The organism is Psychrilyobacter piezotolerans (genome assembly GCF_003391055.1).
GTDB classification, from domain to species: domain Bacteria; phylum Fusobacteriota; class Fusobacteriia; order Fusobacteriales; family Fusobacteriaceae; genus Psychrilyobacter; species Psychrilyobacter piezotolerans.
This window is the reverse complement of the sequence record NZ_QUAJ01000006.1, coordinates 52,268-75,058: the sequence shown is the minus strand read 5'-3', so window position 1 is coordinate 75,058 and position 22,791 is coordinate 52,268. Positions and strand designations below refer to the sequence as shown.

Genomic DNA, 22,791 nt, shown 5'->3' with positions numbered 1-22,791 from the left:
TAATTATATTTTATCCTGGATTATCAATTTAATCTTTCGCAATAAAAAATATACTTTGCATGAACCTAATTATAATGTTAAAATATACAGTATTATAATTTATAAGTGATGAATTAGGAGGAAGATATTATGACATATACACTGATAGCTACTGCCACAATGGGAGTAGAAAGTATATTAGCTCAAGAGATAAAAGATTTAGGATTTAAAAATGTCGTTACCCACAATGGAAGGGTTGAATTTGATGGTGGGATAGAAGATATAATCAAGGCCAATATCTGGCTTAGAACTGCCGATAGAGTTTACCTAAAGATGGGAGAATTTAAGGCTTTTACCTGGGATGAGTATTTTGAGAAAGTAAAAAAAATGGACTGGATTAGTATCTTACCAATCAATGCAGAATTTCCGGTTTCATGGGTTAGTTCTGTTAAATGTAAACTTTTTTCAAAATCTGATATGCAGAGGATGGCTAAAAAAGCTATTGTTGAAAAATTAAAAATTCAGTATAAACATGATTATTTCAGTGAAGACGGAGGTCTTTATAGGATAAAAATTATTGGAAACAAAGATAATTTTGTAGTGATGATCGATACTTCTGGTGTACCTTTACACAAAAGGGGATATAGAGCTCATTTAAACGAAGCTCCTATGAAAGAAACTTTAGCTGCAGCACTTGTTAAATTATCTAAATGGAATGGCGGAGAACGTCCTCTTGTGGATCCTATGTGTGGTACAGGAACTATCTTGATAGAAGCTGCCATGATTGCTAGAAATATCGCTCCTGGCGTAAATAGGAGGTTTGCTTCTGAAGATTGGCATATTATCGACGAACAACTTTGGTTAGATGCCAGAGATGAAGCTTTTACCCATGAAGATTATGAAAAAGAAGTTAGGATCTATGGATCGGATCTAAATGGTGAAACTATTGAAACTGCTATAGAAAATGCTAAATTAGCTGGTGTGGAAAATGATATATTATTTGAACAAAAACATCTATTAGAATTTGAATCTATGGCTGAATACGGATCTCTTATTACCAATCCACCATATGGAGAACGTTTATCTGATTTAGACCAGGTAGAAAAGTTATACAGAACATTGGGAGATATTTGCAGGATGAGATGTAAAAAATGGTCTTATTATATAATTACATCCCATGATGGCTTTGAAAAATTATTTGATAGAAAAGCCGATAAAAATAGAAAATTATATAATGGTAATTTAAAGTGTAGATATTACCAATACTATGGTCAAAGACCACCTAGATTAGAAAAAAATTAATTATTTTTAAGGGTAAGACGAGTGTTGTCTTATCCTTTTTTTTTAGTTATCTAATCTGTAAATTTATTTATATTGATATACTAATGTTAAAATTAAATACATTTAAAATCTTATACATTTTATCTATGTATAGTATTGGTATTTTATTTTCTGGATATTAATTTGTATAATTAGTGAGTAAACCTTATCAGTTGCTAGTTAATAATTTTTTAATTGCTGTTTATTGGTGATTAGTTTTATATAGTGTAGATAAATCTTGTTTGATTTTGAATTTAAAAAATAATCTTAAATAACAGACAGAACTATCTTTAATAATTTATAGTTGTTTTATGTATTATTGTTTTATGTATTATGTAGAGCTTTTTATAAAAAAAGATATATTATCTCTAGAGCAGCAAATACAGGCTGGAAAAAGGAAATCATTTTTTATTTTTATAATAAATAGAGGATTGTATAACTAAGCCTATTAATTAACGGATATTTTTTTATGTGTAATAAAGGATTATAAAGAAAGCTTATTTTTATTCGGCTAAATAAAAATGAAAATAAAATAGATTTATAATAAATAAAGGATTGTATATCTAAACTATATTTTCCTGACTTTAATTATTTTAGGCTGATTAAAGCCCTTTAAAAATAAAGGATAGTTAAAAAATAAAATTATAATAAATAGATGATGTTAAAATAATTATAAATATATTTTATTAGTGATTATAAACGGAATCAATAAAATAAAGGGTATAAAGAAACTTTATAAAATAAAATGAAAAGATAATGAAATATAATAAATGAAGGATTATAAATATAAGCCTAATTCTACTAAAGAGAATAATAAAATAAAATATAATAAATAAAGGATTATATTATTAACCTTTTATTTATTGGGTTTAAATTAAGTTGATAATACAGTGATGATAAAGCACCCTTGAATTATCAAGGAAATAGCTGATAGTAAGTTTAGATATTAATTATAAATAATAAGGGATGAATAATAAACTCCTAAAGATACTATGGTTAATAAATTATAGTAAATAAAGGATTATAATAAAGGCCAGTAAAAGATCGGTTGAGCTGGTTTTTTAAGAAAAACCAGATTATAAATAATACGTGATAATAAAAATAAAACTTGAAAAAACGTTGAAAAAATGTTATAACCTGTAAAGGATGATAAAATTATAAATTGAAAATGATGATAAGGTGGGGAAGGAATGTCTGAAAAAAAACAAGGATCTCTATTAGAAATATTAGAGATAGGGAACAAAAATGACCTTAGTATAGATATCAAAAGTTATAAACCTAAAACTATCCCGACTAAAACAGTGTCTTTATATTTGGAAGACATGGATATAAGAGATACGATTAATCAACCTTTTTTATTCATAATTTTACCATTTTTTACATCTAAAAGGCAGAGAAATGTAAACTTGGTATATGAAATAGCCAATGCAGGGATTAAATTCGGATCTTCTTTGAGTACGGATAATTTTGAAGGGATAAGAAATCAGCAGCCTTCAGATTTTGAAAAGAATGTGTTTTATTTTATTTTATATAAATTTCAAGAAATTTTGGCTGATGATCCTACAAAGGAGTATATCACCTTTAATATCGAGGAAGTTATAGATTACCTGGGATTAAAGTTTTCTATGAAATATTATAGAAAGATGGAAGAAACTCTATATAATTTACAGGCAACTACATATAAAATATTGATCAGAAATAAAAAAGCTGCAGGGAATATAATCAGAGAGGTTTATAAAGAACCTCTTAATTTGGTGAAATATGAAAAATTTAAGGAAAAAAATATAAAAACAAATAAGATGAAAGTTTACTATAAGGTCAGATTAGATCATAGAATAATAGAGGAATTGAGGATAAAACATTACTCTATTTTTGATAGACATCAACTGAATGTCTTGAGAAAATCTGATAGAGCTGCAGAAAAAATATATCAGTTTTTAAGTATGAAAAGATTTGCCAATACTGAAGGTGAATTTAGGATAGAAACTTTAGCAACTATAATTCCATTAACTCTAAAGAGCAGGATAAGAAAGGTGTTAAAGACTGGGGAAATCAAGGAATATGAAGTAAGTAAGATGAAACAGGTGATGAAAAGAATAAATAAATCTTTTGATGCTTTAGTGGAAAAAGGTTATCTTTTAACCTATGAAGTCTACCCTTTGAAGGCAGAAAAAAGTTATGCCTATAGATTTAAGTACAACGTGGATAAAGATGGAGAATGTCATATTTCCGATTATATTTTGAAGGGGAAAAAGAAAAAAGCCCTGAAAAATTCAGCACTAAAACAGATCAGATTAGAGGTACCCAATGAGGTATATAAAACAATTATTAAAGATATCAACGAGATGTCGGAAGCTGCTCTAAAAGCTATAACCAAGGCAAAAAGGAATATATTTGTTTCTAAAAATTGGAATAAAAGAGCAGAGAATAAGATTATAAAGTTATATAATGAAGAGGGAGAAAAGGTAGCAATACATATTTTAGATATTCTATATTCAAACTTAAAAACTGATATATCTAAAACTCTGGTGGCTTATATCAATGGGATCTTAAAAAACGTAAAAGGTGATAAAGATCTTTTGGAGGATATAAAAACATCTAAGAGGGAAGACAAAATCAAAAGACCTAAGATAGTCAAGGAGAAACAATCGCATCTGGAGATAATAGAGGCTGAGATAGTGGAACCTCCTAAACCAAAGGTGGATGAAGAGGTTGACTTGAATAATCCAATCTATAAAGTTTTGTTGGAACTATATGAAAAGATGGAAGAAAAGGAAAAAGAAGAATTATTAGTAAAGGCAAAGAAAATGTTTGAAGTAGATTCAAATATAGAAAAATTTATGCCGATTCACCAGAAAATTTTCAAATCAATAGAAAAAATTTATATATTGAAGATATTAAAGAAAGAAAAAGGATTATAATTTATAAATGATTAAAATAACCATCATTGATATTTTATAAGAGATAGGGTATAATTATCAAAGCTATATTTAAAGGAGGGTACCATGAATAACTGTATATTTGTAGGAGTAGCAGGGGGAAGTGGATCTGGAAAAACAACAGTTGCTCATAACCTGATAAAGGCATTTAAATCAGAAGACGCAGTACTAGTTGAACAAGATGCATATTATAAAGAATTGAAGGAATTATCCATAGAGGAGAGGGCAAAAGTCAATTTTGATCACCCTGAATCTATAGAATTTGACCTTATAAAGAAACATTTGATGGATTTAAAAGATGGAAAAGCTATAGAGAGACCTATATATGACTTTAAAACTCATTCAAGAAAAGAAAAGATGGTAAAAATAAATCCATCTAGAATAATTGTTATAGAGGGGATTTTAATCCTGTCTATTCCAGAGATAAGAGATATGCTGGATGTAAAAATATTTGTTGATACCGATGCAGATGAGATGCTTTTAAGAAGAATCGAAAGAGATATCAATGAAAGAGGGAGAACCTTTGATTCGGTAAAAAAACAATATTTAGAAACTGTAAAACCAATGTATTTAGAGTTTTGTGAACCATCCAAGAGATATGCCGATGTGATAATACCTAGAGGTGGAGAGAATAAAATAGCTATAAACATGATTATAGCTAAATTAAAGAGGTATCTTCAAAAAGGGAGCCTAAGTTAATGAATATCTATTCCTGGAATGTTAACGGGATAAGAGCAATTCAAAAAAAAGGTTTTGTGGAGTGGGTCTTAAAAGAAGATCCTGATATTCTGTGTGTTCAGGAAACAAAGGCACAAATAGAGCAATTAGAGGAAAAACTAACCCAGATAGATGGGTATAAATCTTATTTTTTTTCAGCTGAAAAAAAAGGATATTCAGGAGTTGCGGTATATACAAAAATAGAACCTTTAAATATCAGGAATATGGATATTAAAGAATTTGATTTTGAAGGTAGATATATGGAATTAGAATATAAAGATTTTAATCTGATCAACTGTTATTTTCCCAACAGTCAGTCTGAAGGGAAAAGATTGGATTATAAATTAAGATTTAACACTGCTATAATGAAAAGGTGCAATGAACTGGTTGATCTGGGAAAAAATATAATTTTATGTGGTGATTTAAATGTAGCACATAGGGAGATTGACCTGACTAATCCTAAAAAAAATGAAAAAAATCCAGGATACCTGCCTGAAGAAAGGGATTGGATGACCAAATTTTTAGAATGTGGTTATATAGATACTTTTAGATATCTTCAGCCTGAAGAAACTAAATATTCGTGGTGGTCTTATAGATTTAAAAGCAGGGAAAAAAATATTGGCTGGAGAATAGATTATCATATTGTTAATGAATCATTTGTAAATAATATAGAGGATGCCGTCATATTAAATGATGTAATGGGATCTGATCATTGCCCTGTTGTATTAAGGGTATCAGTAGAATAGGAGTGATGTGAGATGGTAATAGTCGTTAAAAATTTTATAGACCAAGATGCAGAGGTACTTTACTTAAATATTATGAACAACTTGAAAAGAGATGTAAAAATAACATTAGATTTTAAAGGAATTGAAAAGACTACTTATGATTTTTTAGAAAATACAGTGGGAAAAGTAATTGAAGAAAAAGGATTTGAATCGATCCAAAATAACATCAGGTTTAGAAATGTGGATACAGGAATAAAAGAGATGTTATCTAAATTAATTAAAGATATGAATAAGAAATAAAGTCTGGGATCTCCTAGACTTGTTTTTTTTAATAAATTAAAACTGAACTTTTGCGATGGTGCATGCCTTCAATATTTACAGGGCTTAATTAGCACAAAACAATAATTATAATAAATAGGTGATGATAAAGGATGATAACAAAAGATGGGGAAAAAAATAAAAAAATAAGTAAAAATCATGAGAATGAAGTTATTATAGATTTCTTAAATTATAGTGATATGAAAATAATTCAAAGAAATGATTATCTTAATTTTTCTATAGATTCAGTATTAATATCTAACTTTTTGACTATAAATAAAGGAAGGAAAAATATAATGGATTTAGGGACAGGGAATGGTGTAATTCCAATGCTCCTGTCAAAGAGGACTAAGGCTAAGATAGTGGGGATAGAAATACAGGATACCTCAGTAGATCTGGCCTGTAGGAATATCATCCTCAATAAATTAGAATCTCAGGTAGAAGTAGTCAAAGGTGATATAAAAAATATACAATCACAATTTACAGACCAGAGTTTTGATGCTGTGGTAACCAACCCGCCGTTTTTTAAATTTACTGGAGATAAAAATCAGTTGAACAACTTAGATCAGCTGACCTATGCAAGGCATGAAATTTTAATTAATTTAGAAGATATAATAAGAGCTGGGAGTTATCTGCTGAAATTCAGAGGGAACTTTACCATGGTGCATAGAGCAGATAGATTGATAGATATCTTAGAACTTATGAAGAAATATAAGATAGAGCCCAAAAGAATAAGGTTTTGCCATACAACAAGGAATAAGGCGGCTAAAATCATATTAGTTGAAGGGTTAAAGGGTGCCGAAGCAGGTTTAGTGATTCAGCCTCCTCTTTATATTAATAATGATGACGGTTCCTACACAGAAGAAGTTCTGAAGATGTTTGGTAAAATATAACAAATAAGGGATGATAAAATAAACTTATCATCCCTTATTTGTTATACTGGCTTTTTTTTAAAATCAAATGATTTTGAATTTTATATTTTTACAGAGTATACTATGAAAAAAGGAGGGGGCATCCATGATTGAATTTGATAAATTAGATGAATTTTTTAAAAGAAAAATTATATTGGAGGGAGAATATAGCGGGGTCTACTATGACCTGCATTTACATACGATAGCTTCAGATGGTTTTTTAAATATAAAATTTTTGAAGAGTTTTTTAAAAGAGAAAAATCATTTGATATCTATAACGGATCATAATGAGATTAGAAAGAGTATTAAATCCTTTGAAGTGGAAGGCATAAATTCTATCCCTGGAATAGAGATAGGCTGTGAAGATGGGATGGAGATATTAGCTTATTTTGAAGATCCCAGGGAATTGGAGGAATTTTATAAAGTTTATCTGGAACCTTATAAAAATAGGTATAGGATGGCAAAATCCTATAAATCATGGGAATATTATATAGAAGCCCTGGGAAAGTTTAAAACTCACACTTCTCTCCCCCATCTAAATGGATATGCACAAAAAAACTATATAAAAAATAAAAAATATTTAGAAGAAATAATAAAAGTTGTGGACTCTATAGAGACATATAATCATAGTTTAGATAAAGTTAGAAATTTAAGGGCCAGAGATCTAAGGGAAAAATACGATTTAAAAGCTACCTTTGGAAGTGATGCACATACCAGATTTGATATGAAATCCTATGCAAAACTTGAAACTAATGAAGTTTTTGAAGAGTTAAAGATTATAGAGGGAGCAAAGAAACTATATTCTATTATTGGATTAGGGGGGAAACACCTTAAATATATATTTAAGAAATAAATTGATAACTGAACTTTCGCCATGGTGCACACATTAAAAACCATAGAGTTTGCCCGCCTCCGGCGGGCAAACAGTTGTAATTTTTCTTTAAAATCATCAAAATATTTTATTTTAAATAGAATTTTAAAGAAAATAAAAATTACATCTTAATATCATTAATGGGTTTTCTAAGCGCGAAACATAAATTAATAAATGAAAAATCAAACGTAGCGGTACAAAAATTCATAACAGATCGTGGAAATGTTTAAATTATAAAAACTCCCCAGAATTCTTCTGGGGAGTTTTTATACATTGCATTTAATTTGATAATCCAGGAAATAGAAATAGCTTTATAGATCTATTAAAAAAAATAAAGAAAAGATATTATAATACTGTAAAATAAGAAAGATATTTTTAATATTGTTGATTTACTTTTTTTTAATTTATTTATATGTTTAGCTAAAAAAAGGATAAACTTAATTTTTTTCATCTCAAATGGAACCTTGTTTAGTGATCTGATAATCTGTTCTTCGTATTGTTCTTGAGTTTTCATATATAACACCCACTTTTATTTTTAAATTTAAAATACAATAAGGTAAAAAACCTTAAAAGTATTAATAATATAGTAACATATTTAACAGAAAGTTGGAAAGAAAATACACAGGAAAAAATAAATTACTTTGAGATTAAGAACTTTATGAGTATAATGTGAAGAAGAAAAAAATACAGTTGTTTTTTTCAAAAAACTGAAATAACTAAACAAAATTATGAAAATTTAAAAAAAATAGCACTGTTTCAGAAAAAAATGTTTGGATTTAACGGGTAAGTGTGCTATTATCAAATTGTGCAATATTTTTTTACTCTCGTAATTAAAATTGTGGAATATGTGAAAATATAGGGAGAAGCCAGCAAAATCAAGCTTAAAAACAACTTAAGAACAAATTAAAAGAATAAAATAGTGGTATTTTTTAATAATAAATTTGGAGGTAAATCATGTTTGAAATAATGAAAAAAGAGTATTTGTCAGAAAATATTGTGCTTATGGATATTAAAGCTCCTAAATTAGCTAAAAAAGCTATGCCGGGACAATTTTTAATAGTAAAGGTAGATGAATTTGCTGAAAGAATTCCCTTGACTGTATGTGATTATGATAGAAAATATGAAACTATAACTATAATCTATCAAATCGTTGGAAAGAGTACAGAAGATATGGCAGCTCTTGAAGTGGGGGATCATTTCCAAGATGTAGTTGGACCTTTGGGACAGATGAGTGAATTTATCCACGAAGATATAGAAGAGTTAAAAAAACAAAAGCTTGTTTTTATAGCTGGAGGAGTAGGAACAGCACCGGTATACCCGCAGGTTAAATGGTTTGCAGAGCAAGGGATAGAAGTAGATGTAATAATAGGGGCAAGAAGTAAAGACTACGTTATCTTAGAAGATGAATTCAGAGCTTTAACACCAAATGTATATATATGTACAGATGACGGTTCTCAAGGGCTTCATGGTAGAGTAACAGATATGCTTTCTAAATTAGTAGCTGAAAATAAAAAATATGATCATGTGGTAGCAATCGGACCTATGATTATGATGAAATTTGTAGCTTTATTAACTAAAGAATTAAATATACCAACTACAGTAAGTTTAAATCCATTGATGGTAGATGGGACAGGAATGTGTGGAGCATGTAGAGTTGTTATCGACAATGAAGTAAAATTTGCCTGTGTAGATGGTCCTGAATTTGACGGTCATAAGGTAGACTTCGATGAAGCACAAAACAGACTTAGATTAAAAAAAGAAAATAAATTAGAACATGGTGAAAATAAAAATTGTCCTATTGAACATGAAGAAGTAACAGACCCTAAGAAAAGAGCAAACCCAAGGATGTTAGAGGCAACATCTAGAAGTAAGTGTTTTGACGAAGTTAACTTAGGACTTACTTTAGATGAAGCAGTGAGAGAAGCTAAAAGATGTTTAGAATGTAAAAACCCTAGATGTGTGTCGGCATGTCCTGTAGGAATTGATATCCCAGGATTTATCGGGGAATTAAAAGATGTAGAAGTTGGAAAATCAGCAGAAGTTTTAGCTAAATATACAAAGTTAGCATCTGTATGCGGAAGAGTTTGTCCTCAAGAAAAACAATGTGAAGGTGCTTGTATAGTAGGGATAAAGAACGAACCGGTAGCAATAGGACTTTTGGAAAGATTTGTTGGAGACTGGAGTTTAAATCATTTAGAAGTAAGTTCTACTCCTAAAAATGGAAAAAAAGTAGGAGTAATAGGAAGTGGACCAGCAGGATTAGCAGCATCAGCAGAGTTAGCTACTTTAGGGTATGAAGTAGATGTATTTGAATCACTGCATAAATTAGGTGGGGTATTAACATACGGTATTCCAGGATTTAGATTACCAAAAGATGTTGTAAATAGTGAAATTGGAAGAATCCAGAAATTAGGAGTTAATTTTCACACTAACATAGTAGTTGGAAAAACAACTACTGTAGATGAGTTATTAGATGAAGGATATGATGCTGTATTTATCGGAAGTGGAGCAGGATTACCTAGATTCATGGGAATCCCGGGAGAAAACTCAGTAGGAGTATTATCAGCTAACGAATTTTTAACTAGGGTAAACTTAATGGGTGGAAACAAGGCAGATTACCATACTCCTACAACTATCGGTAAAAAAGTAGCTGTAGTAGGAGCAGGAAACGTATCTATGGATGCTGCTAGAGTTGCTAAAAGATTAGGAGCAGAAGCTCACATAGTTTATAGAAGAAGTGAAGAAGAGATTCCTGCCAGACATGAAGAAGTAGAACATGCAATGGAAGAGGGAATAGAGTTCAACTTATTAACTAACCCTGTTGAAGTAATAGCTGATGAAACAGGACAAGTAACAGGATTAAAATGTGTTAAGATGGAATTGGGAGAAGCTGATGAAAGTGGAAGAAGAAGACCACAAGCAGTAGAAGGCTCTGAATTTATCATTGAGGCAGACACAGTTATCATGTCAATTGGAACTATGCCAAATGATTTAGTGACAGGAACTACTAAGGATCTTGAGTTAACTAGATGGAACACAATCCAAACTATAGAAAACAAAGAAACAGCAACTTCCAGAGAAGGAGTTTTTGCAGGAGGAGATATTGTAACAGGAGCTGCTACAGTAATCTTGGCTATGGGAGCAGGAAAAGATGCTGCCCACGAAATTGATGAATACATTAAAGGAAAAAATTAATTTTTTAGAATAAATTATAGTACAAAAAAGAAGCCGGTTGTATAAACTGGCTTCTTTTGTATAAACTGTTAAAAAATTAGGAGGGAAATATGGATCTAAGAAAATTTCTATATAAAGGCGATGATCTGGGAGTTACCTTCAAAGAAGACGGGACTACAAAAATAAAAGTTTGGGCTCCTAATATAAAAAATATTTTCTTGAATTTATATTTTAAACATGATTCACAGAGGCTTATTTTTTCTAAAAATATGGTTAAATTAGAGGATGATGTTTGGAGTATTATTTTAAAAGAGAGGGAAACGGGCTATACAAATCTGGATAAATTTTTTTATGATTTTAAAGTAGAGCATCTGGACGGAACTGTAAAATATGCTCTGGACCCTTATGCTAAGTCTATGGCAAGCTTTGTACCTGATGGTGATGTAAACAATATAGGAAAGGGTGCTATCATATCTATGGACTCAGAGGAAGCAGGAGTCAAGCCGACCAGTATAGGGATGTCTAATTTGGGGTCCCCTACAGACATGGTTGCCTATGAGATCCATATAAGGGATTTTACCATAGGTGTAGAGATGGAAGATGCAGGAACTTTTAAAGGGTTTTATGAATATGAAAAAGGAATAAATCACTTAAAGGAATTAGGAGTCACCCATGTCCAATTTTTACCTATACAAAATTATTTTACTGTAAACGAGGGAGAAAAAAAATATAGTGAGCTGGGGTCTTCGTATAATTGGGGATACGACCCGCATAACTACTTTACATTGGAGGGATGGTTAGCTGCAGACGCAGAAAATCCATATGGCCGAATAAAAGAATTACGAAATCTGGTGAATAAACTCCATGAAAATGGAATTGGAGTTATCATGGATGTGGTGTACAACCACACCTATAAGTGGGATATATTTGAAAACTTAACGCCGGGATCTTATTATCGTATGTTTGATGGGAGTATCTCCGGGGGAACAGGGGCAGGACCGACTTTGGAGAGCCGAAACCTTATGGTAAGAAAATTAATTATTGATTCAATAAGATTTTTTATAGATGAATATGGGATAGATGGGTTTAGATTTGATCTTATGGGCTTTATGGATATAGATACCATGATAGAGATTAGAAAAGCTGTGGGAGATAATATAATATTGCAGGGAGAAGCTTGGAATTTTACAGATCTCCCTGTCAATGAAGCTCCTGTAAAGGGGCATATAGCCAACTATCCCCACGGGATAAATTTGGCTGTCTTCAATGATAGTACCAGGGACTCCTATTTAGGAAAGATTCATGAACCTGGTTTTGTCCAGGGAAACTATGATTTTACAGATATATGCAGAGCTGGAATTATAGGAAATATAATAGATTATTATGATAAATCAGTGAGCATAAATCTCTATCACAGGTTTGCTTATTCCCCCGATGAAACTTTGCAATATCTGTCGATCCATGACGGTTTTACCCTTTGGGATAAGATTAATTTATCCTATAATGGAACCATGAAGGAAAGGATCCATCTGGCCAAGTTCAGTCTGGGAATGCTCCTTACCTCCCAGGGAAAGGTAATAATCCAAGGTGGAACAGAGATCGGTCTTACAAAGCCACTGGGAGCCATACATAAGCCAAAAGACCCGGAATCAGGCAGAGCTTATACATCGGAATTCATAAATTTTGATGATGATATCGGGGATATAACCCACTATCATGAAAATAGTTACTCCTCCTCTGATTTTGTGAATAAAATTAGGTGGGGGAGGAAGGAGAATATTCTGTTTAAGGGGCTGAATAATTATTGCGGAGGTTTAATAAAATTAAGAAGATGTGCCAATGCCTTTAGATATTCAAGTTCGGAAAATATAAAAAAAGGGCTGAAATTTATCCTGGTAGATGATTTTAATGCCTACAGGGTAATAGCCTATACCCTGGATAATACCATAGAATATAACTATGGGGCCGGGGTAGAGAGAATTCCATACAGTAAATTTTTAGTTATACACAATGCTTCCTTTGAAACTTTAAAATTAAAAGATGAGGAGTTTACCAGCGGGATGGATATCTTGGTAGATTCAAAAAATGCCGGTATTATTCCACTGAAAGATACAGAAATAGTGGTAGAAAATGGCATATTAATAATTACACCAAACACAACTGTAGTTTTAGGAGTCAGGGAAGAAAAATAAAAAAGCAACGTGACGCTGCATCCAGACAATCATAATTTCTTAGATAATTAAAAAGGAGCTGTAATTACAGCTCCTTTTGGTGTGTGTATAAATTTAGAAGTTCATATAGAACTTTGTTTTTTTCTGGTAATTATTTAAATCTCCGTTGATATAAACGATACTTTCGCCTTTAATACTGTTGATCAGATCTTTACTGAGATTTAGAGGGACAGCGGGACATCCCCAGCTCCTGCCCAATCTGCCATATTTATTTATATATGATTCTGTAGCATATTTTGCCCCGTGGATAACTATATTTCTTCTCATGGCATTGTCATTTATCCCTTTTTCCAATCCGTCTAATCTCATAGAGTACCCGTTCCTGCCTGTATAGGTAGTGGAAGTTTTAAAAAATCCAACTGAACTCTGAAGGGAGTCTATATTGTTTGAAAATGTTTTTGCAAATTCTCCCCCGGTATTTTTCCCATGGGAAACATAGGTATCAAAAATAACTTTTTCTTTTTTCAGATCGATGACAAACAACCTTTTTTCATTGGCTGATTTTGTATAGTCGATAATTGTCAAAACTTCTTTATTCTTTATGTCGATCTTTGACAATCCTTCAAGGGCTCTATTCAAAACTTTTTTATCCAATCTTGGTGTATTTAATCTTTTATATAGGTCATTATCCAGAAAAGTACTAAAACTCAGATTATAAACAAAAAAAATGGATATAAATAATATTAATTTTTTCATCTTACCTCTTACCTCCAAATGTTAAATTAAATTATGCGGTTATTCATTATATCACAAAAATAACATAAATGGTAGAATTGGATTTTTTGTTAATCTTCTATTTTCATGCTATACTGAAAAAAATTAGATTTTAATAGGGGGAAATATGACATTTAAAGAACTTTTTCAGGTGGGACAAAAATTTGAGGACTATGTAGAGGTGGCCAGCCAAGGTGAAAGGGAGAGAATTCCTAAAAATTATTCTAGAATAGAACTGCCTATGGACCTAATCGATGAGATTAAAGAGATCCAAGATAGGGTCTATATCTTAGCTAGTGGTGAGATGTGGTGCCCGGATTGTCAATTAAATATAACTGTAGCTAAAAAAATAACCGAAATCAACGATAACATCAAACTTTCTATAATATCTTTGGGAAGGGGAAGAAAATATTTGATGCCTCTGCTTAACTTAGAAGAATTTAAAATACCTACAATGGTAATTTTGGATAAAAATTTTAATCAGCTGGGGTTGTTTTTAGAACAGCCTAAAACTGCAAAAGAATTGGAAAAAAATGCTGAAAATGAATTATTTTATCTTAAGGGAAATTTTCTTAACGATACTGCCAGGGAACTGGTTCAATTAATTAAGGGATAAATTATTAAAAAAATCCCCTTAGATAAAACTTTAAATAAAAAAAATTAATTATTTTTTAAGATATATGGTAAAATAGAACCTCATAATTTAATTATTTCTTGAAAAGCCTAGGATAATATGTTATATTTAAACGTAGATAACATCTAACTTTTTTGAAAGATAGTTATGGAGGAGTGCACTATGATCTCATGGATTAAAAGATTTTTAAAGTTAAAAATAAAAATAAAAAAAATATAAACAGACTACAAAAAAAAATTAAAAGAGAGGGATTTTTCCCTCTCATTTTTTAGTTAGATCAGTCTATCTTAGGTCTTTTATTCACAAACTAAGATATATCTTTTAAAACTTCCCTTGGTAACTGCACATCTGTCAATTATTTTAAAACCTGATTTTTCAACCATATGATCCAGGTCTTCAAAGGTTATAAGGATCATTTTTTTAGAGATTCGTCTGGCAGTATCTATGATATCCTGCTGCTGTTCTTTGGTAATATGACTGAATAATCCGTAGGGAATATCCACTATAGAACTGTCATAATTTTCTTTTATTGTATGCATATCCTGGTGGGTGACTCTGGGTTCCAGATTAAAAAATCCTAAGTTTCTTTTGGCATTATTGGTGTTTTTTTCACTGATTTCAGTTCCCCAAATTTCATAACCCATAGATAATCCTTCTACAATTGTAGTTCCTACCCCGCAGCAGGGATCTATGATCCTTAAATTTTTATCCCCGTTAGCTGCGATATTTACCACTGTTTTAGCTACCCTTACACTTAGGGAATTGGAGTAACTGCAGGGTTTTTTTTCGTGGGTACTCCACAGATTATCATTTTTTTCATGGAGACCAAAGACCCATCTGCCCTTATGTTTACCTAAGGCTAAAACTAATTTAGGAGCTTTGATATCTGGGACTCCCATAATCTTATCTCCTATCTTACTGAGATATCCAAATCTTTCGCTGAAAGGCACATCAGCTTTTAAAGCTTTTATAAATTCAAGTCTAAAGTCATCTAATGTTATTATATTTTTTTCTAATTTTTTCAAAATATCTTGGAAATTTTCTTCTTCGTGGAAAACTTCCAATCGACTTTTAATAAAGGTGCTGTTAGAAGGATTAAAATTTATGTCAGATATTAAAATCTTATCCTTTGGTTCAGTATTAAAAATAGATCTCATCTCCAACATACAAAGTTCTTCTTCAAATGTAGGATAGTTAATTATATATATAAACTTCTTTGATTCTTTCATTCTGTTCAACTCCATCTTTTATTTGTATAGTATTATATCATAGATATAAAAAAAGAGCTTTTAATTAAAAAAACTCTAATCTATAAATACATCTTATTTAAATTTTAAATCCAGTTCCCTTTTACTATTATTTCCTAGTTCTTTACCGTTATTTCCTACTTCGGCCTTTAATTTTTTTATGAACATTCCCATCTCATCTGCACTTCCGGCTATTCTGTTAAAAATTGCCAGGTATTCAGTCAGGATAGGGTTATCTGTATCGTAGGGATATCTGATAATGTGATCAATCTCACTCCAAGCCTCTTCAAATACTGTCCTAGCCTGAATCTCTATGAAGGTCTCTTTAGATTTTGAAATATTAGCTCCAATGAGGTAGTGTACAGACCTATATCCGTACTCCCTTATTATAATTTCACAGTCAATATCCTTTAACTGGTCTTCTAAATTTTCCATATTATAATCACCGTATCTTACATTCAGCTGGGGGATCTCCTTGGTTTCCCAGATATCTGTGATACTCTTATGTAAGTTTATCCAGTCGTCTTTGAACAGGTGTAAAACTCTGATACCGATCAGGTCGGTAACAATCTTTGTATAGTTGGTTACGTCGATATTTAGATCGTGGTATTTTTTTCCTTTTCTGATAATCTTTTCAATCAGATGGCTGGGCTCTTTGACCCTTCTTCTCACAGAATGAACTAAAGGTACATCTATTAATTTAGAAACTATATGTTCGGCTTCTTTTTCTAACAGCGGAACTATTTTGCAATAATCGGCATAGATTTTATTTAAATTATCCCACTCCAATCCTGTAGAAGTAAAGTATTCTTTTGAAATGTCAAAGGTTTTAAAAAATTCGTCTTTATTTAATTTATGTATTTTTACTTTTTTCATTGATTTTCACCCCATAATAATTTTTTTTTTAAATTTATTTGAAGTTATCCACCCCTTGTTTTATCTGGTCTTCAACCCGATTAAACGTCAACTCACAATCAAAGTATAGCATAAAAAAAAAAAAAGGGGGCATTTTTCTGTATTTTGTAGTATAATCTTTTTGGAAGTAGATAGGTAACTGGTGTGCCTACCGGTCTTCAAAACCGAGTTTTGGCGTTAAGTCGTCATGGGTGGGTTCGATTCCCACATACTTCCGCCAAATAAAATTTTAAACATCCTGTGGGATGTTTTTTTTTTACCCAACAAATAAAAAATTGTAAAAGGTGGGGATTTATATGCTAAAAAAATATTTTAAAATTACTGGTTAGTCAGTTGTTATTTATACTTTTATAAATATCTATAATGAAAATTCTTAAATGAATTTGACATTAAAATAGAAAAGTGATAACATTAAAAATGTTAGTGAACACAAACATTAAGTGAGGAGAAGTTGAATGGGTAAACAAGATACAATAGAAAAAATTTTAAAATGTGCTATGAGTCTTTTCTCTCAAAAAGGATATACGCTTACCACAACAAAGGAAATAGCTAAAGAAGCAGGAGTTAGTGAAATGACGGTCTTTAGACATTTTGAAAGTAAGAAAAACTTATTTGAAAAAGTATTTAATGAATATGTTTTTTTACCAAATATCAAGTTTATTTTTGAAAATAATTTGGAATGGGATTTAGAAAAGGATTTACTCAAAATTAGTCATATTTATCAAGATATATTATCTAAAAATAAAAAGATAATTTTAATGGAATTAAAAAATAAAGAACTAACGTCAGAATTAAGTTCACCTTTATTTAAATTTCCAATAGAATTTAAAAAATTATTAATTGAATACTTTTATAAAATGAAGGAAAAAGATAATATAAAATACGATCCAGAAATCATAGCAATCAATTTTTTATCTTCTAATTTTGGGATATTTATTAGTTTTTTAATGGTAGATAATTTAACAGATGATATAGACATGGAAGTTAGTATTTCAAGTTTTGTGAGTGTATTTACTAAGGGGATAACCTCTTAGTATTTTTTTCTGAAATTTAAGTTAGTTAGTACTAACACTCATACATGAATTGAGATAAACTTAAAAGGAGGATGAAAATGAAAGCAAAATCAAAAATTAGAAACACTATGTTAAAATTTATAGCTAAACCTCGTATGAATAAGGTTTTGAAATTAGAACAAAATGTATATAATAATAAAAATTCATATAAGTCTACTGCAGCTTCTCCTGAGAGATTTGAAATATTATATGAAATGTTAAAACTAAAAGATGAAAATGTTAAACTACCGGGTTTTCCTAAAACGCTTCCAATTATAGCATCGAGTATTTCGGATATTAAAAATACATTGAATTTATTAAGTGAAAATAGTGGACATACTGCAAAAAAAGTTAATAAAGAATTTATAAAAGAGTTAGAAGAATATGCAAAATCACTTGGTGTTGCTTCAATAGGTTATACAAAGGTTCCAAGAAAATATATATTTAAAGATTTTGCAATAATGTATGATAATGCTATTGTTTTTACGCTGGAGATGGATAAGGATATAATAGAAACTGCACCTAGTTACAGTACTGGAGTTATGGTTCATAAGACTTATAATAAACTTGGAAAAATATCTATGAAAATTGCTGAGTTTTTAAGAAAAAATGGGTGCGATGTGCATGCTGCTCATCCATTAATGGGGCAAACGTTATATCCTGCATTAGGAGAGTTGGCGGGACTTGGGTTTCATGGAAATCATGGAATGCTAATAACGCCTGAATTTGGACCAAGAGTAAGGATAGCGGCTGTTTATACTAATATAGAAAATCTTCCTATCAATTTGAGTAATAAACATAAGTGGATAGAAGAATTTTGCAGTAAGTGTAAACTCTGTGAAAAAAAATGCCCAGGGAAAGCAATTTTTCAAAATCCAATAAAAAACGAATATGGAATTATTAAGAGTATTGATAGTTATAAATGCTTTAAAAATTTTTCTGAAAATCATGGATGTAGCATTTGTATTAAAGTCTGTCCATTTAACCAAGTAGGTTATGAGAAACTATATAATGTTTATAAAGCCAATAATACTAAAGATTAATTTAATGAACGCAATTAAGTCCCTAAATATTTTTTAGGGACTTTTTCTATAAATTTAGTTCCCTAAAATTATTGAAGAAAATTAGGGTGGGCAAGGAGTAATTAAGAACTTCCTCTTTCTGATTCTCCGATATCGCGAATATTAAAATAAATGATACTAAATTATTTATTTTATATGACTTTAAGAAAACTGTCCAACTTATTGTAGCCTATCCACTTTTATATTATATTGCTTATCGAAAGTTAATCAAACATAGATATATTTATATATGTTATAATAAGTTTAATGTAATATAAAAAAGGGTGGTTATATGAATAAAAAAAATATTATTATAGGTAAATCTGTAGTTGCTGAAAGTCTAGGATATCTATGTATGTTAGCTAGTGATATGCTTATCAAGTTACCTAGTGAACTTGAAGATAGTTTTAATTTTTTTATTAAAAATAACGTTTCTCTAGAAAGTATTGGAGAGTTATTTTTAGAAATTGATTGTATGCTTCCAACTATCAATTTTATTAATGTTTTAAAAACTATGGATGAAGACAAATTCATCTATTGTATATTAGGAGAGCGTGTTCCTATAGCTATTATTAAGAATAGAACCTTAGAAGAGATAAAGGATGTTGGCCTTCGTGAAAATACCTTATTTTGTTTGGAAAACATAAAAGAACTTAAAGAACATCTAATTAATCTGCTAACTAAAACAGAGAAGATTTTAGAATCTTCTAAAGATAATTTGTATGAAAAAGGCCATAAAGAGTTTACTGCTTATATAAAGAGTCAATTGATTAAAATGCATCCTCTTAATCTTGCTCAGGAACTAATGGGGAAGCAATTTTATCGTATTTCAGACTATAAAAATTATATCTTTATTTCTACCTACTATAACAACAATCCTTGCATTAGGTATTTTAATGATAATACCCTAATTGTTCTAAAAAATATTAAATCTACTGAAGATAAATTCACTCCAGAAGAACTTGTAAATTTTACAAAGGTACTTTCAGATAAAACAAGGCTAAAGATTCTTAGGTATATTACTCATAAACCTTCATTTGGAATAGAGCTTTCTGAACATTTTAATGTTAGTCGTCCAACAATATCACATCATTTGGATAGTCTTAAAAAATTAGATCTTGTTCACATAGAAAGAGATAAAAATACAAAATACTATAGTCTTAATAAAATTACTTATAAAAAGTTTCTTAGTGAACTGAATAACTTTATTATGAACGATTAAGTCTTATATTAGATTATTGAAATTAAAGTTTAAGTTACCAAACCTCTATAATGAATTTATACCACCTTTTATAAGATTGATAAAAAAATACTGTTTTTTAACAGTATTTTTTTTATTGCTAAAATATTTTTTATATGTTATTATACACTCATCTAATTAGATGAAGATATAATCATATTTAAGGGGAGGGTTTATGAAGGTTATCGAGGTTATTGATTTAAAAAGAGTTTATAATTCTAAAATAGGTATCTTTAATAAAAAGTCAGTTGCAACAGAAGCTTTAAAGGGGATAAGTTTCTCTGTTGAAAAAGGAGAAGTATTTGGCTTATTAGGACCAAATGGAGCAGGAAAAACTACAACAATTAAGATTTTAACTACTATGTTACTTCCAACATCTGGAAAGGTTACTATTCTTGGTAATGATATATCAAAAGCAACCAATAAAATTAGACCTAGAATTAATTTTATTTTTGGTGGGGAACGTAGTCTTTATTGGAGGTTATCAGCCTATGAAAATTTAAGATATTTTTCAGACCTGTATAAGATAGATATTAAAACTCAAAGAAAAGTTATTCCAGAACTACTTGAATTAGTTGGTTTGTCAGAAAAAGCCCACCATAAAGTAGAGACATTTTCAAAAGGGATGAAACAAAGACTACAAATAGCAAGAGGACTTATCAATAAACCAGAAATACTATTTCTTGATGAGCCTACAATTGGGTTGGACCCTACAAGTGCAATAGAGTTAAGAAAAATTATAAAAAATTTAGTGTCCAAGGGAACAACTATACTTATTACAACTCACTATATGCAAGAGGCTGAGGAGCTTTGTGACAGAGTAAGTATAATCTCAGATGGACAAATTCTTGCAATAGGAGAAACTAGTAATCTAATAAAAGAAAATGGGAAAAAAACCTTAGAAGATCTCTATTTAAAGGTTGTAGGTGATGGATATGAAGGCTAACCTCAGAGTTTTTATATCTAGTATATTTCTTCAAATGAGACAGTCTTTTGGAAGGTCTATGTTTAGGTTTTGTATGATTGTTTATCCTATTCTATATGGCTTTACTCTATATATGATTTATATGGATAGCTCTAATGAAAAAATTATTAACTATGTGATGTTTGGAACAGCAGTTGCTAGTTTATGGGGAACAATTAGTTTTTCTTCAGCAGGGGATATTGATAGAGAAAGGTTTATGGGGGCTTTAGAGATAATATTCAACTCACCTACAAACTTTTTCCTCATTATGTTTGGAAAGGTAGTTGGAAATACTATATTAGGTACACTCTCTATGCTTATAAGTATATTTTTCGTGTCTATAGCATTTTCAATTCCTATAATTATAGTAGATCTATCCAAATTTATTCTAGTTTTCATTATAGGTTTATCCTCATTTATAGGAATTGCAATGATGCTATCGGGATTATTAGCTGTATCAAGGAGTACACGAATATTTATGAATATCTTAGACTATCCTATGATGATACTGTCTGGGGTAGCGTTTCCCATATCCTTGCTACCATCTAGTTTGATACCAATATCATATTCCTTAGCACCTACACATTTCTTACTTCTTATTAGAATGTGTATTAGTGGAATAGACAATCTTCATTCATTCTATATTCATCTTGGCTACTTAATAGGCCTGACAACAATATATGGTATTTTAAGCTATTTTCTATATAAAATTATTGATATAAAGGCTAGAGAAAAAGCTACTTTGGGGGTGATATAATGAACTTTATAAGAGAGGGGATAAGAAGATTTTTCTATCAATCATTAATTAATTATAAAGGGTTATTTGCTTGGGTAGATGTCAAATCCTATATATTTATGAAAGTGTTTGCACCTATCTTAAAGATAGTATTTTTTTCAATCCTATCTAGCTATGCATTTAAAACAACAGATATAAGTACATGGATAATAGGAAATTCATTTCTACTTTGTACTTCAAATGCAATTTATGGAGTGGGTAATGATCTCATTCTTGAAAGAAGATTTGGAACCCTTAGGTTTATTGTAGCTTCTCCATATAATAAATTTCTTATTTTCTTGGGGCGTAGTATATTTCATGTGATTGATTCTTTTATTACTGTCATAATAGGTTTAACAGTAGGATATCTTTTTTTTGAACTTACTATTCCTTTAGAAAATTTGGCAGTATTCATGGGAGTGCTCTCTGTAAGTCTCTATAGTGCTATGTCTATTGGGATAACTATCTCCTCTTTAGGGCTTTGTTTAAGAGAAGTACACATGTTTTTAAATGTGTCTGAAATGTCTTTAGTAGTATTAACGGGGGCATCCTTTCCTATTTCAAGGTTACCACTGTTTCTACAAAAAGTATCTTATTTTACTCCTATGAGTAGAGGGATAGAGGCTGCAAGATTACTCGTTGATAGTTATGATGGAGCTCATCTTTTTGGACTTATATTAGGTGAATTTTTAATTGGTTCACTATTTATGATTATTGGTTACCTTTTATTTTTATACGTCGAAAAACTTTCTCGTAAATATGCTACATTGGATCTTTATTAAAAAACATTCTATAATAGGCCTAATTCAATTTTTTTAAATTTTTCTAATCATATATTTAGGTCAATAAAACCAAGAGATAATCTCAAATCAGAGTTATCTCTTTTTATATCCCCAATCTTTCCATCTTACTGAATGACTATTCTATATTTTTCTAGTATTTATAAATGATAAGTAAAATTTACTAGGCGGCTATGCTCTTCCTTTACCTGCATGCTTATTCGG

General features: G+C 30.2%; 19 protein-coding genes and 1 tRNA gene. 17 read left to right on the top strand and 3 right to left on the bottom strand.

The genetic code is table 11. The annotated features are described in order from the left end of the window. Positions 1 to 129: 129 nt before the first annotated feature. The 9 genes from DYH56_RS04845 (at position 130) to DYH56_RS04800 (ending at position 13,146) form a co-directional block, all read left to right on the top strand. The gene (locus tag DYH56_RS04845) at positions 130 to 1,281 is read left to right on the top strand and encodes a THUMP domain-containing class I SAM-dependent RNA methyltransferase (RefSeq protein WP_114641734.1); all 1,152 of its coding nucleotides are present in this window, start codon (positions 130 to 132) and stop codon (positions 1,279 to 1,281) included. Positions 1,282 to 2,489: 1,208 nt separating this feature from the next. Further along, positions 2,490 to 4,220, top strand: coding sequence for a hypothetical protein (locus DYH56_RS04840; RefSeq protein ID WP_114641733.1), 1,731 nt, complete (start codon positions 2,490 to 2,492; stop codon positions 4,218 to 4,220). Positions 4,221 to 4,304: 84 nt separating this feature from the next. Beyond that, complete coding sequence (udk, locus tag DYH56_RS04835; protein WP_114641732.1) at positions 4,305 to 4,937, top strand: uridine kinase; 633 nt, start codon at positions 4,305 to 4,307, stop codon at positions 4,935 to 4,937. Further along, on the top strand, positions 4,937 to 5,701 hold the full coding sequence (locus tag DYH56_RS04830; protein WP_114641731.1) for an exodeoxyribonuclease III: 765 nt from the start codon (positions 4,937 to 4,939) through the stop codon (positions 5,699 to 5,701). Before udk ends, DYH56_RS04830 begins: the two co-directional genes overlap by 1 nt. Before the next feature lie 12 nt (positions 5,702 to 5,713). Then, complete coding sequence (locus DYH56_RS04825) at positions 5,714 to 5,980, top strand: STAS-like domain-containing protein (protein ID WP_114641730.1); 267 nt, start codon at positions 5,714 to 5,716, stop codon at positions 5,978 to 5,980. 131 nt (positions 5,981 to 6,111) lie between these two features. Further along, the gene (locus DYH56_RS04820) at positions 6,112 to 6,891 is read left to right on the top strand and encodes a tRNA1(Val) (adenine(37)-N6)-methyltransferase (protein WP_114641729.1); all 780 of its coding nucleotides are present in this window, start codon (positions 6,112 to 6,114) and stop codon (positions 6,889 to 6,891) included. Between the two features lie 124 nt (positions 6,892 to 7,015). Continuing rightward, positions 7,016 to 7,762, top strand: coding sequence for a PHP domain-containing protein (locus tag DYH56_RS04815; RefSeq protein WP_114641728.1), 747 nt, complete (start codon positions 7,016 to 7,018; stop codon positions 7,760 to 7,762). Positions 7,763 to 8,734: 972 nt separating this feature from the next. Further along, complete coding sequence (gene gltA / locus DYH56_RS04805; RefSeq protein ID WP_114641726.1) at positions 8,735 to 10,975, top strand: NADPH-dependent glutamate synthase; 2,241 nt, start codon at positions 8,735 to 8,737, stop codon at positions 10,973 to 10,975. Positions 10,976 to 11,064: 89 nt separating this feature from the next. Then, a complete protein-coding gene (locus DYH56_RS04800) occupies positions 11,065 to 13,146 on the top strand; it encodes an alpha-amylase family glycosyl hydrolase (protein WP_114641725.1) in 2,082 nt (693 codons plus the stop codon). A gap of 93 nt (positions 13,147 to 13,239) precedes the next feature. Here DYH56_RS04800 and DYH56_RS04795 read toward each other — a convergent pair whose 3' ends face one another. Further along, positions 13,240 to 13,881 carry a murein L,D-transpeptidase catalytic domain family protein gene (locus DYH56_RS04795; RefSeq protein ID WP_114641724.1) on the bottom strand — a complete coding sequence of 214 codons (642 nt, stop codon included), beginning with the start codon at positions 13,879 to 13,881 and terminating at the stop codon, positions 13,240 to 13,242. 145 nt (positions 13,882 to 14,026) lie between these two features. Between DYH56_RS04795 and DYH56_RS04790 the strand changes: the two genes are divergently transcribed. Continuing rightward, positions 14,027 to 14,515, top strand: coding sequence for a thioredoxin family protein (locus DYH56_RS04790; protein WP_114641723.1), 489 nt, complete (start codon positions 14,027 to 14,029; stop codon positions 14,513 to 14,515). Positions 14,516 to 14,829: 314 nt separating this feature from the next. On the opposite strand, the gene DYH56_RS04785 is transcribed toward DYH56_RS04790, so the two are convergent. Together DYH56_RS04785 and DYH56_RS04780 are read right to left on the bottom strand one after the other, a co-directional pair. Continuing rightward, positions 14,830 to 15,762, bottom strand: coding sequence for a TRM11 family SAM-dependent methyltransferase (locus tag DYH56_RS04785; RefSeq protein ID WP_114641722.1), 933 nt, complete (start codon positions 15,760 to 15,762; stop codon positions 14,830 to 14,832). Positions 15,763 to 15,855: 93 nt separating this feature from the next. Continuing rightward, positions 15,856 to 16,641 carry a RelA/SpoT domain-containing protein gene (locus DYH56_RS04780; protein WP_114641807.1) on the bottom strand — a complete coding sequence of 262 codons (786 nt, stop codon included), beginning with the start codon at positions 16,639 to 16,641 and terminating at the stop codon, positions 15,856 to 15,858. Positions 16,642 to 16,818: 177 nt separating this feature from the next. On the opposite strand from DYH56_RS04780, the gene DYH56_RS04775 reads away from it, so the two are divergent. The 7 genes from DYH56_RS04775 to DYH56_RS04745 all read left to right on the top strand — a co-directional run bounded on the left by DYH56_RS04775 (position 16,819) and on the right by DYH56_RS04745 (position 22,569). Beyond that, positions 16,819 to 16,915, top strand: a tRNA-Sec gene (locus tag DYH56_RS04775). Positions 16,916 to 17,150: 235 nt separating this feature from the next. Continuing rightward, on the top strand, positions 17,151 to 17,729 hold the full coding sequence (locus DYH56_RS04770) for a TetR/AcrR family transcriptional regulator (RefSeq protein WP_114641721.1): 579 nt from the start codon (positions 17,151 to 17,153) through the stop codon (positions 17,727 to 17,729). 77 nt (positions 17,730 to 17,806) lie between these two features. Then, positions 17,807 to 18,790, top strand: a complete 984-nt coding sequence (locus tag DYH56_RS04765) for a 4Fe-4S binding protein (protein ID WP_158539054.1) — start codon at positions 17,807 to 17,809, stop codon at positions 18,788 to 18,790. A gap of 310 nt (positions 18,791 to 19,100) precedes the next feature. Then, positions 19,101 to 20,030, top strand: coding sequence for an ArsR/SmtB family transcription factor (locus tag DYH56_RS04760; RefSeq protein ID WP_114641719.1), 930 nt, complete (start codon positions 19,101 to 19,103; stop codon positions 20,028 to 20,030). Between the two features lie 193 nt (positions 20,031 to 20,223). Continuing rightward, positions 20,224 to 20,994 (top strand): ABC transporter ATP-binding protein, encoded by a 771-nt coding sequence (locus DYH56_RS04755; RefSeq protein ID WP_114641718.1) that lies wholly within the window; start codon positions 20,224 to 20,226, stop codon positions 20,992 to 20,994. Continuing rightward, complete coding sequence (locus DYH56_RS04750; RefSeq protein WP_114641717.1) at positions 20,978 to 21,769, top strand: ABC transporter permease; 792 nt, start codon at positions 20,978 to 20,980, stop codon at positions 21,767 to 21,769. The genes DYH56_RS04755 and DYH56_RS04750 overlap by 17 nt, the downstream gene beginning before the upstream one ends. Then, a complete protein-coding gene (locus tag DYH56_RS04745; protein WP_114641716.1) occupies positions 21,769 to 22,569 on the top strand; it encodes an ABC transporter permease in 801 nt (266 codons plus the stop codon). Before DYH56_RS04750 ends, DYH56_RS04745 begins: the two co-directional genes overlap by 1 nt. Positions 22,570 to 22,791: the final 222 nt, after the last annotated feature.

Excerpts from the sequence above, each read along its gene's own strand:
- DYH56_RS04845 (WP_114641734.1), top strand. The coding sequence starts at position 130 with ATGACATATACACTGATAGCTACTGCCACAATGGGAGTAGAAAGTATA.
- DYH56_RS04840 (WP_114641733.1), top strand. The coding sequence starts at position 2,490 with ATGTCTGAAAAAAAACAAGGATCTCTATTAGAAATATTAGAGATAGGG.
- udk (WP_114641732.1), top strand. The coding sequence starts at position 4,305 with ATGAATAACTGTATATTTGTAGGAGTAGCAGGGGGAAGTGGATCTGGA.
- DYH56_RS04830 (WP_114641731.1), top strand. The coding sequence starts at position 4,937 with ATGAATATCTATTCCTGGAATGTTAACGGGATAAGAGCAATTCAAAAA.
- DYH56_RS04825 (WP_114641730.1), top strand. The coding sequence starts at position 5,714 with ATGGTAATAGTCGTTAAAAATTTTATAGACCAAGATGCAGAGGTACTT.
- DYH56_RS04820 (WP_114641729.1), top strand. The coding sequence starts at position 6,112 with ATGATAACAAAAGATGGGGAAAAAAATAAAAAAATAAGTAAAAATCAT.
- DYH56_RS04815 (WP_114641728.1), top strand. The coding sequence starts at position 7,016 with ATGATTGAATTTGATAAATTAGATGAATTTTTTAAAAGAAAAATTATA.
- gltA (WP_114641726.1), top strand. The coding sequence starts at position 8,735 with ATGTTTGAAATAATGAAAAAAGAGTATTTGTCAGAAAATATTGTGCTT.
- DYH56_RS04800 (WP_114641725.1), top strand. The coding sequence starts at position 11,065 with ATGGATCTAAGAAAATTTCTATATAAAGGCGATGATCTGGGAGTTACC.
- DYH56_RS04795 (WP_114641724.1), bottom strand. The coding sequence starts at position 13,881 with ATGAAAAAATTAATATTATTTATATCCATTTTTTTTGTTTATAATCTG.
- DYH56_RS04790 (WP_114641723.1), top strand. The coding sequence starts at position 14,027 with ATGACATTTAAAGAACTTTTTCAGGTGGGACAAAAATTTGAGGACTAT.
- DYH56_RS04785 (WP_114641722.1), bottom strand. The coding sequence starts at position 15,762 with ATGAAAGAATCAAAGAAGTTTATATATATAATTAACTATCCTACATTT.
- DYH56_RS04770 (WP_114641721.1), top strand. The coding sequence starts at position 17,151 with ATGGGTAAACAAGATACAATAGAAAAAATTTTAAAATGTGCTATGAGT.
- DYH56_RS04765 (WP_158539054.1), top strand. The coding sequence starts at position 17,807 with ATGAAAGCAAAATCAAAAATTAGAAACACTATGTTAAAATTTATAGCT.
- DYH56_RS04760 (WP_114641719.1), top strand. The coding sequence starts at position 19,101 with ATGAATAAAAAAAATATTATTATAGGTAAATCTGTAGTTGCTGAAAGT.
- DYH56_RS04755 (WP_114641718.1), top strand. The coding sequence starts at position 20,224 with ATGAAGGTTATCGAGGTTATTGATTTAAAAAGAGTTTATAATTCTAAA.
- DYH56_RS04750 (WP_114641717.1), top strand. The coding sequence starts at position 20,978 with ATGGATATGAAGGCTAACCTCAGAGTTTTTATATCTAGTATATTTCTT.
- DYH56_RS04745 (WP_114641716.1), top strand. The coding sequence starts at position 21,769 with ATGAACTTTATAAGAGAGGGGATAAGAAGATTTTTCTATCAATCATTA.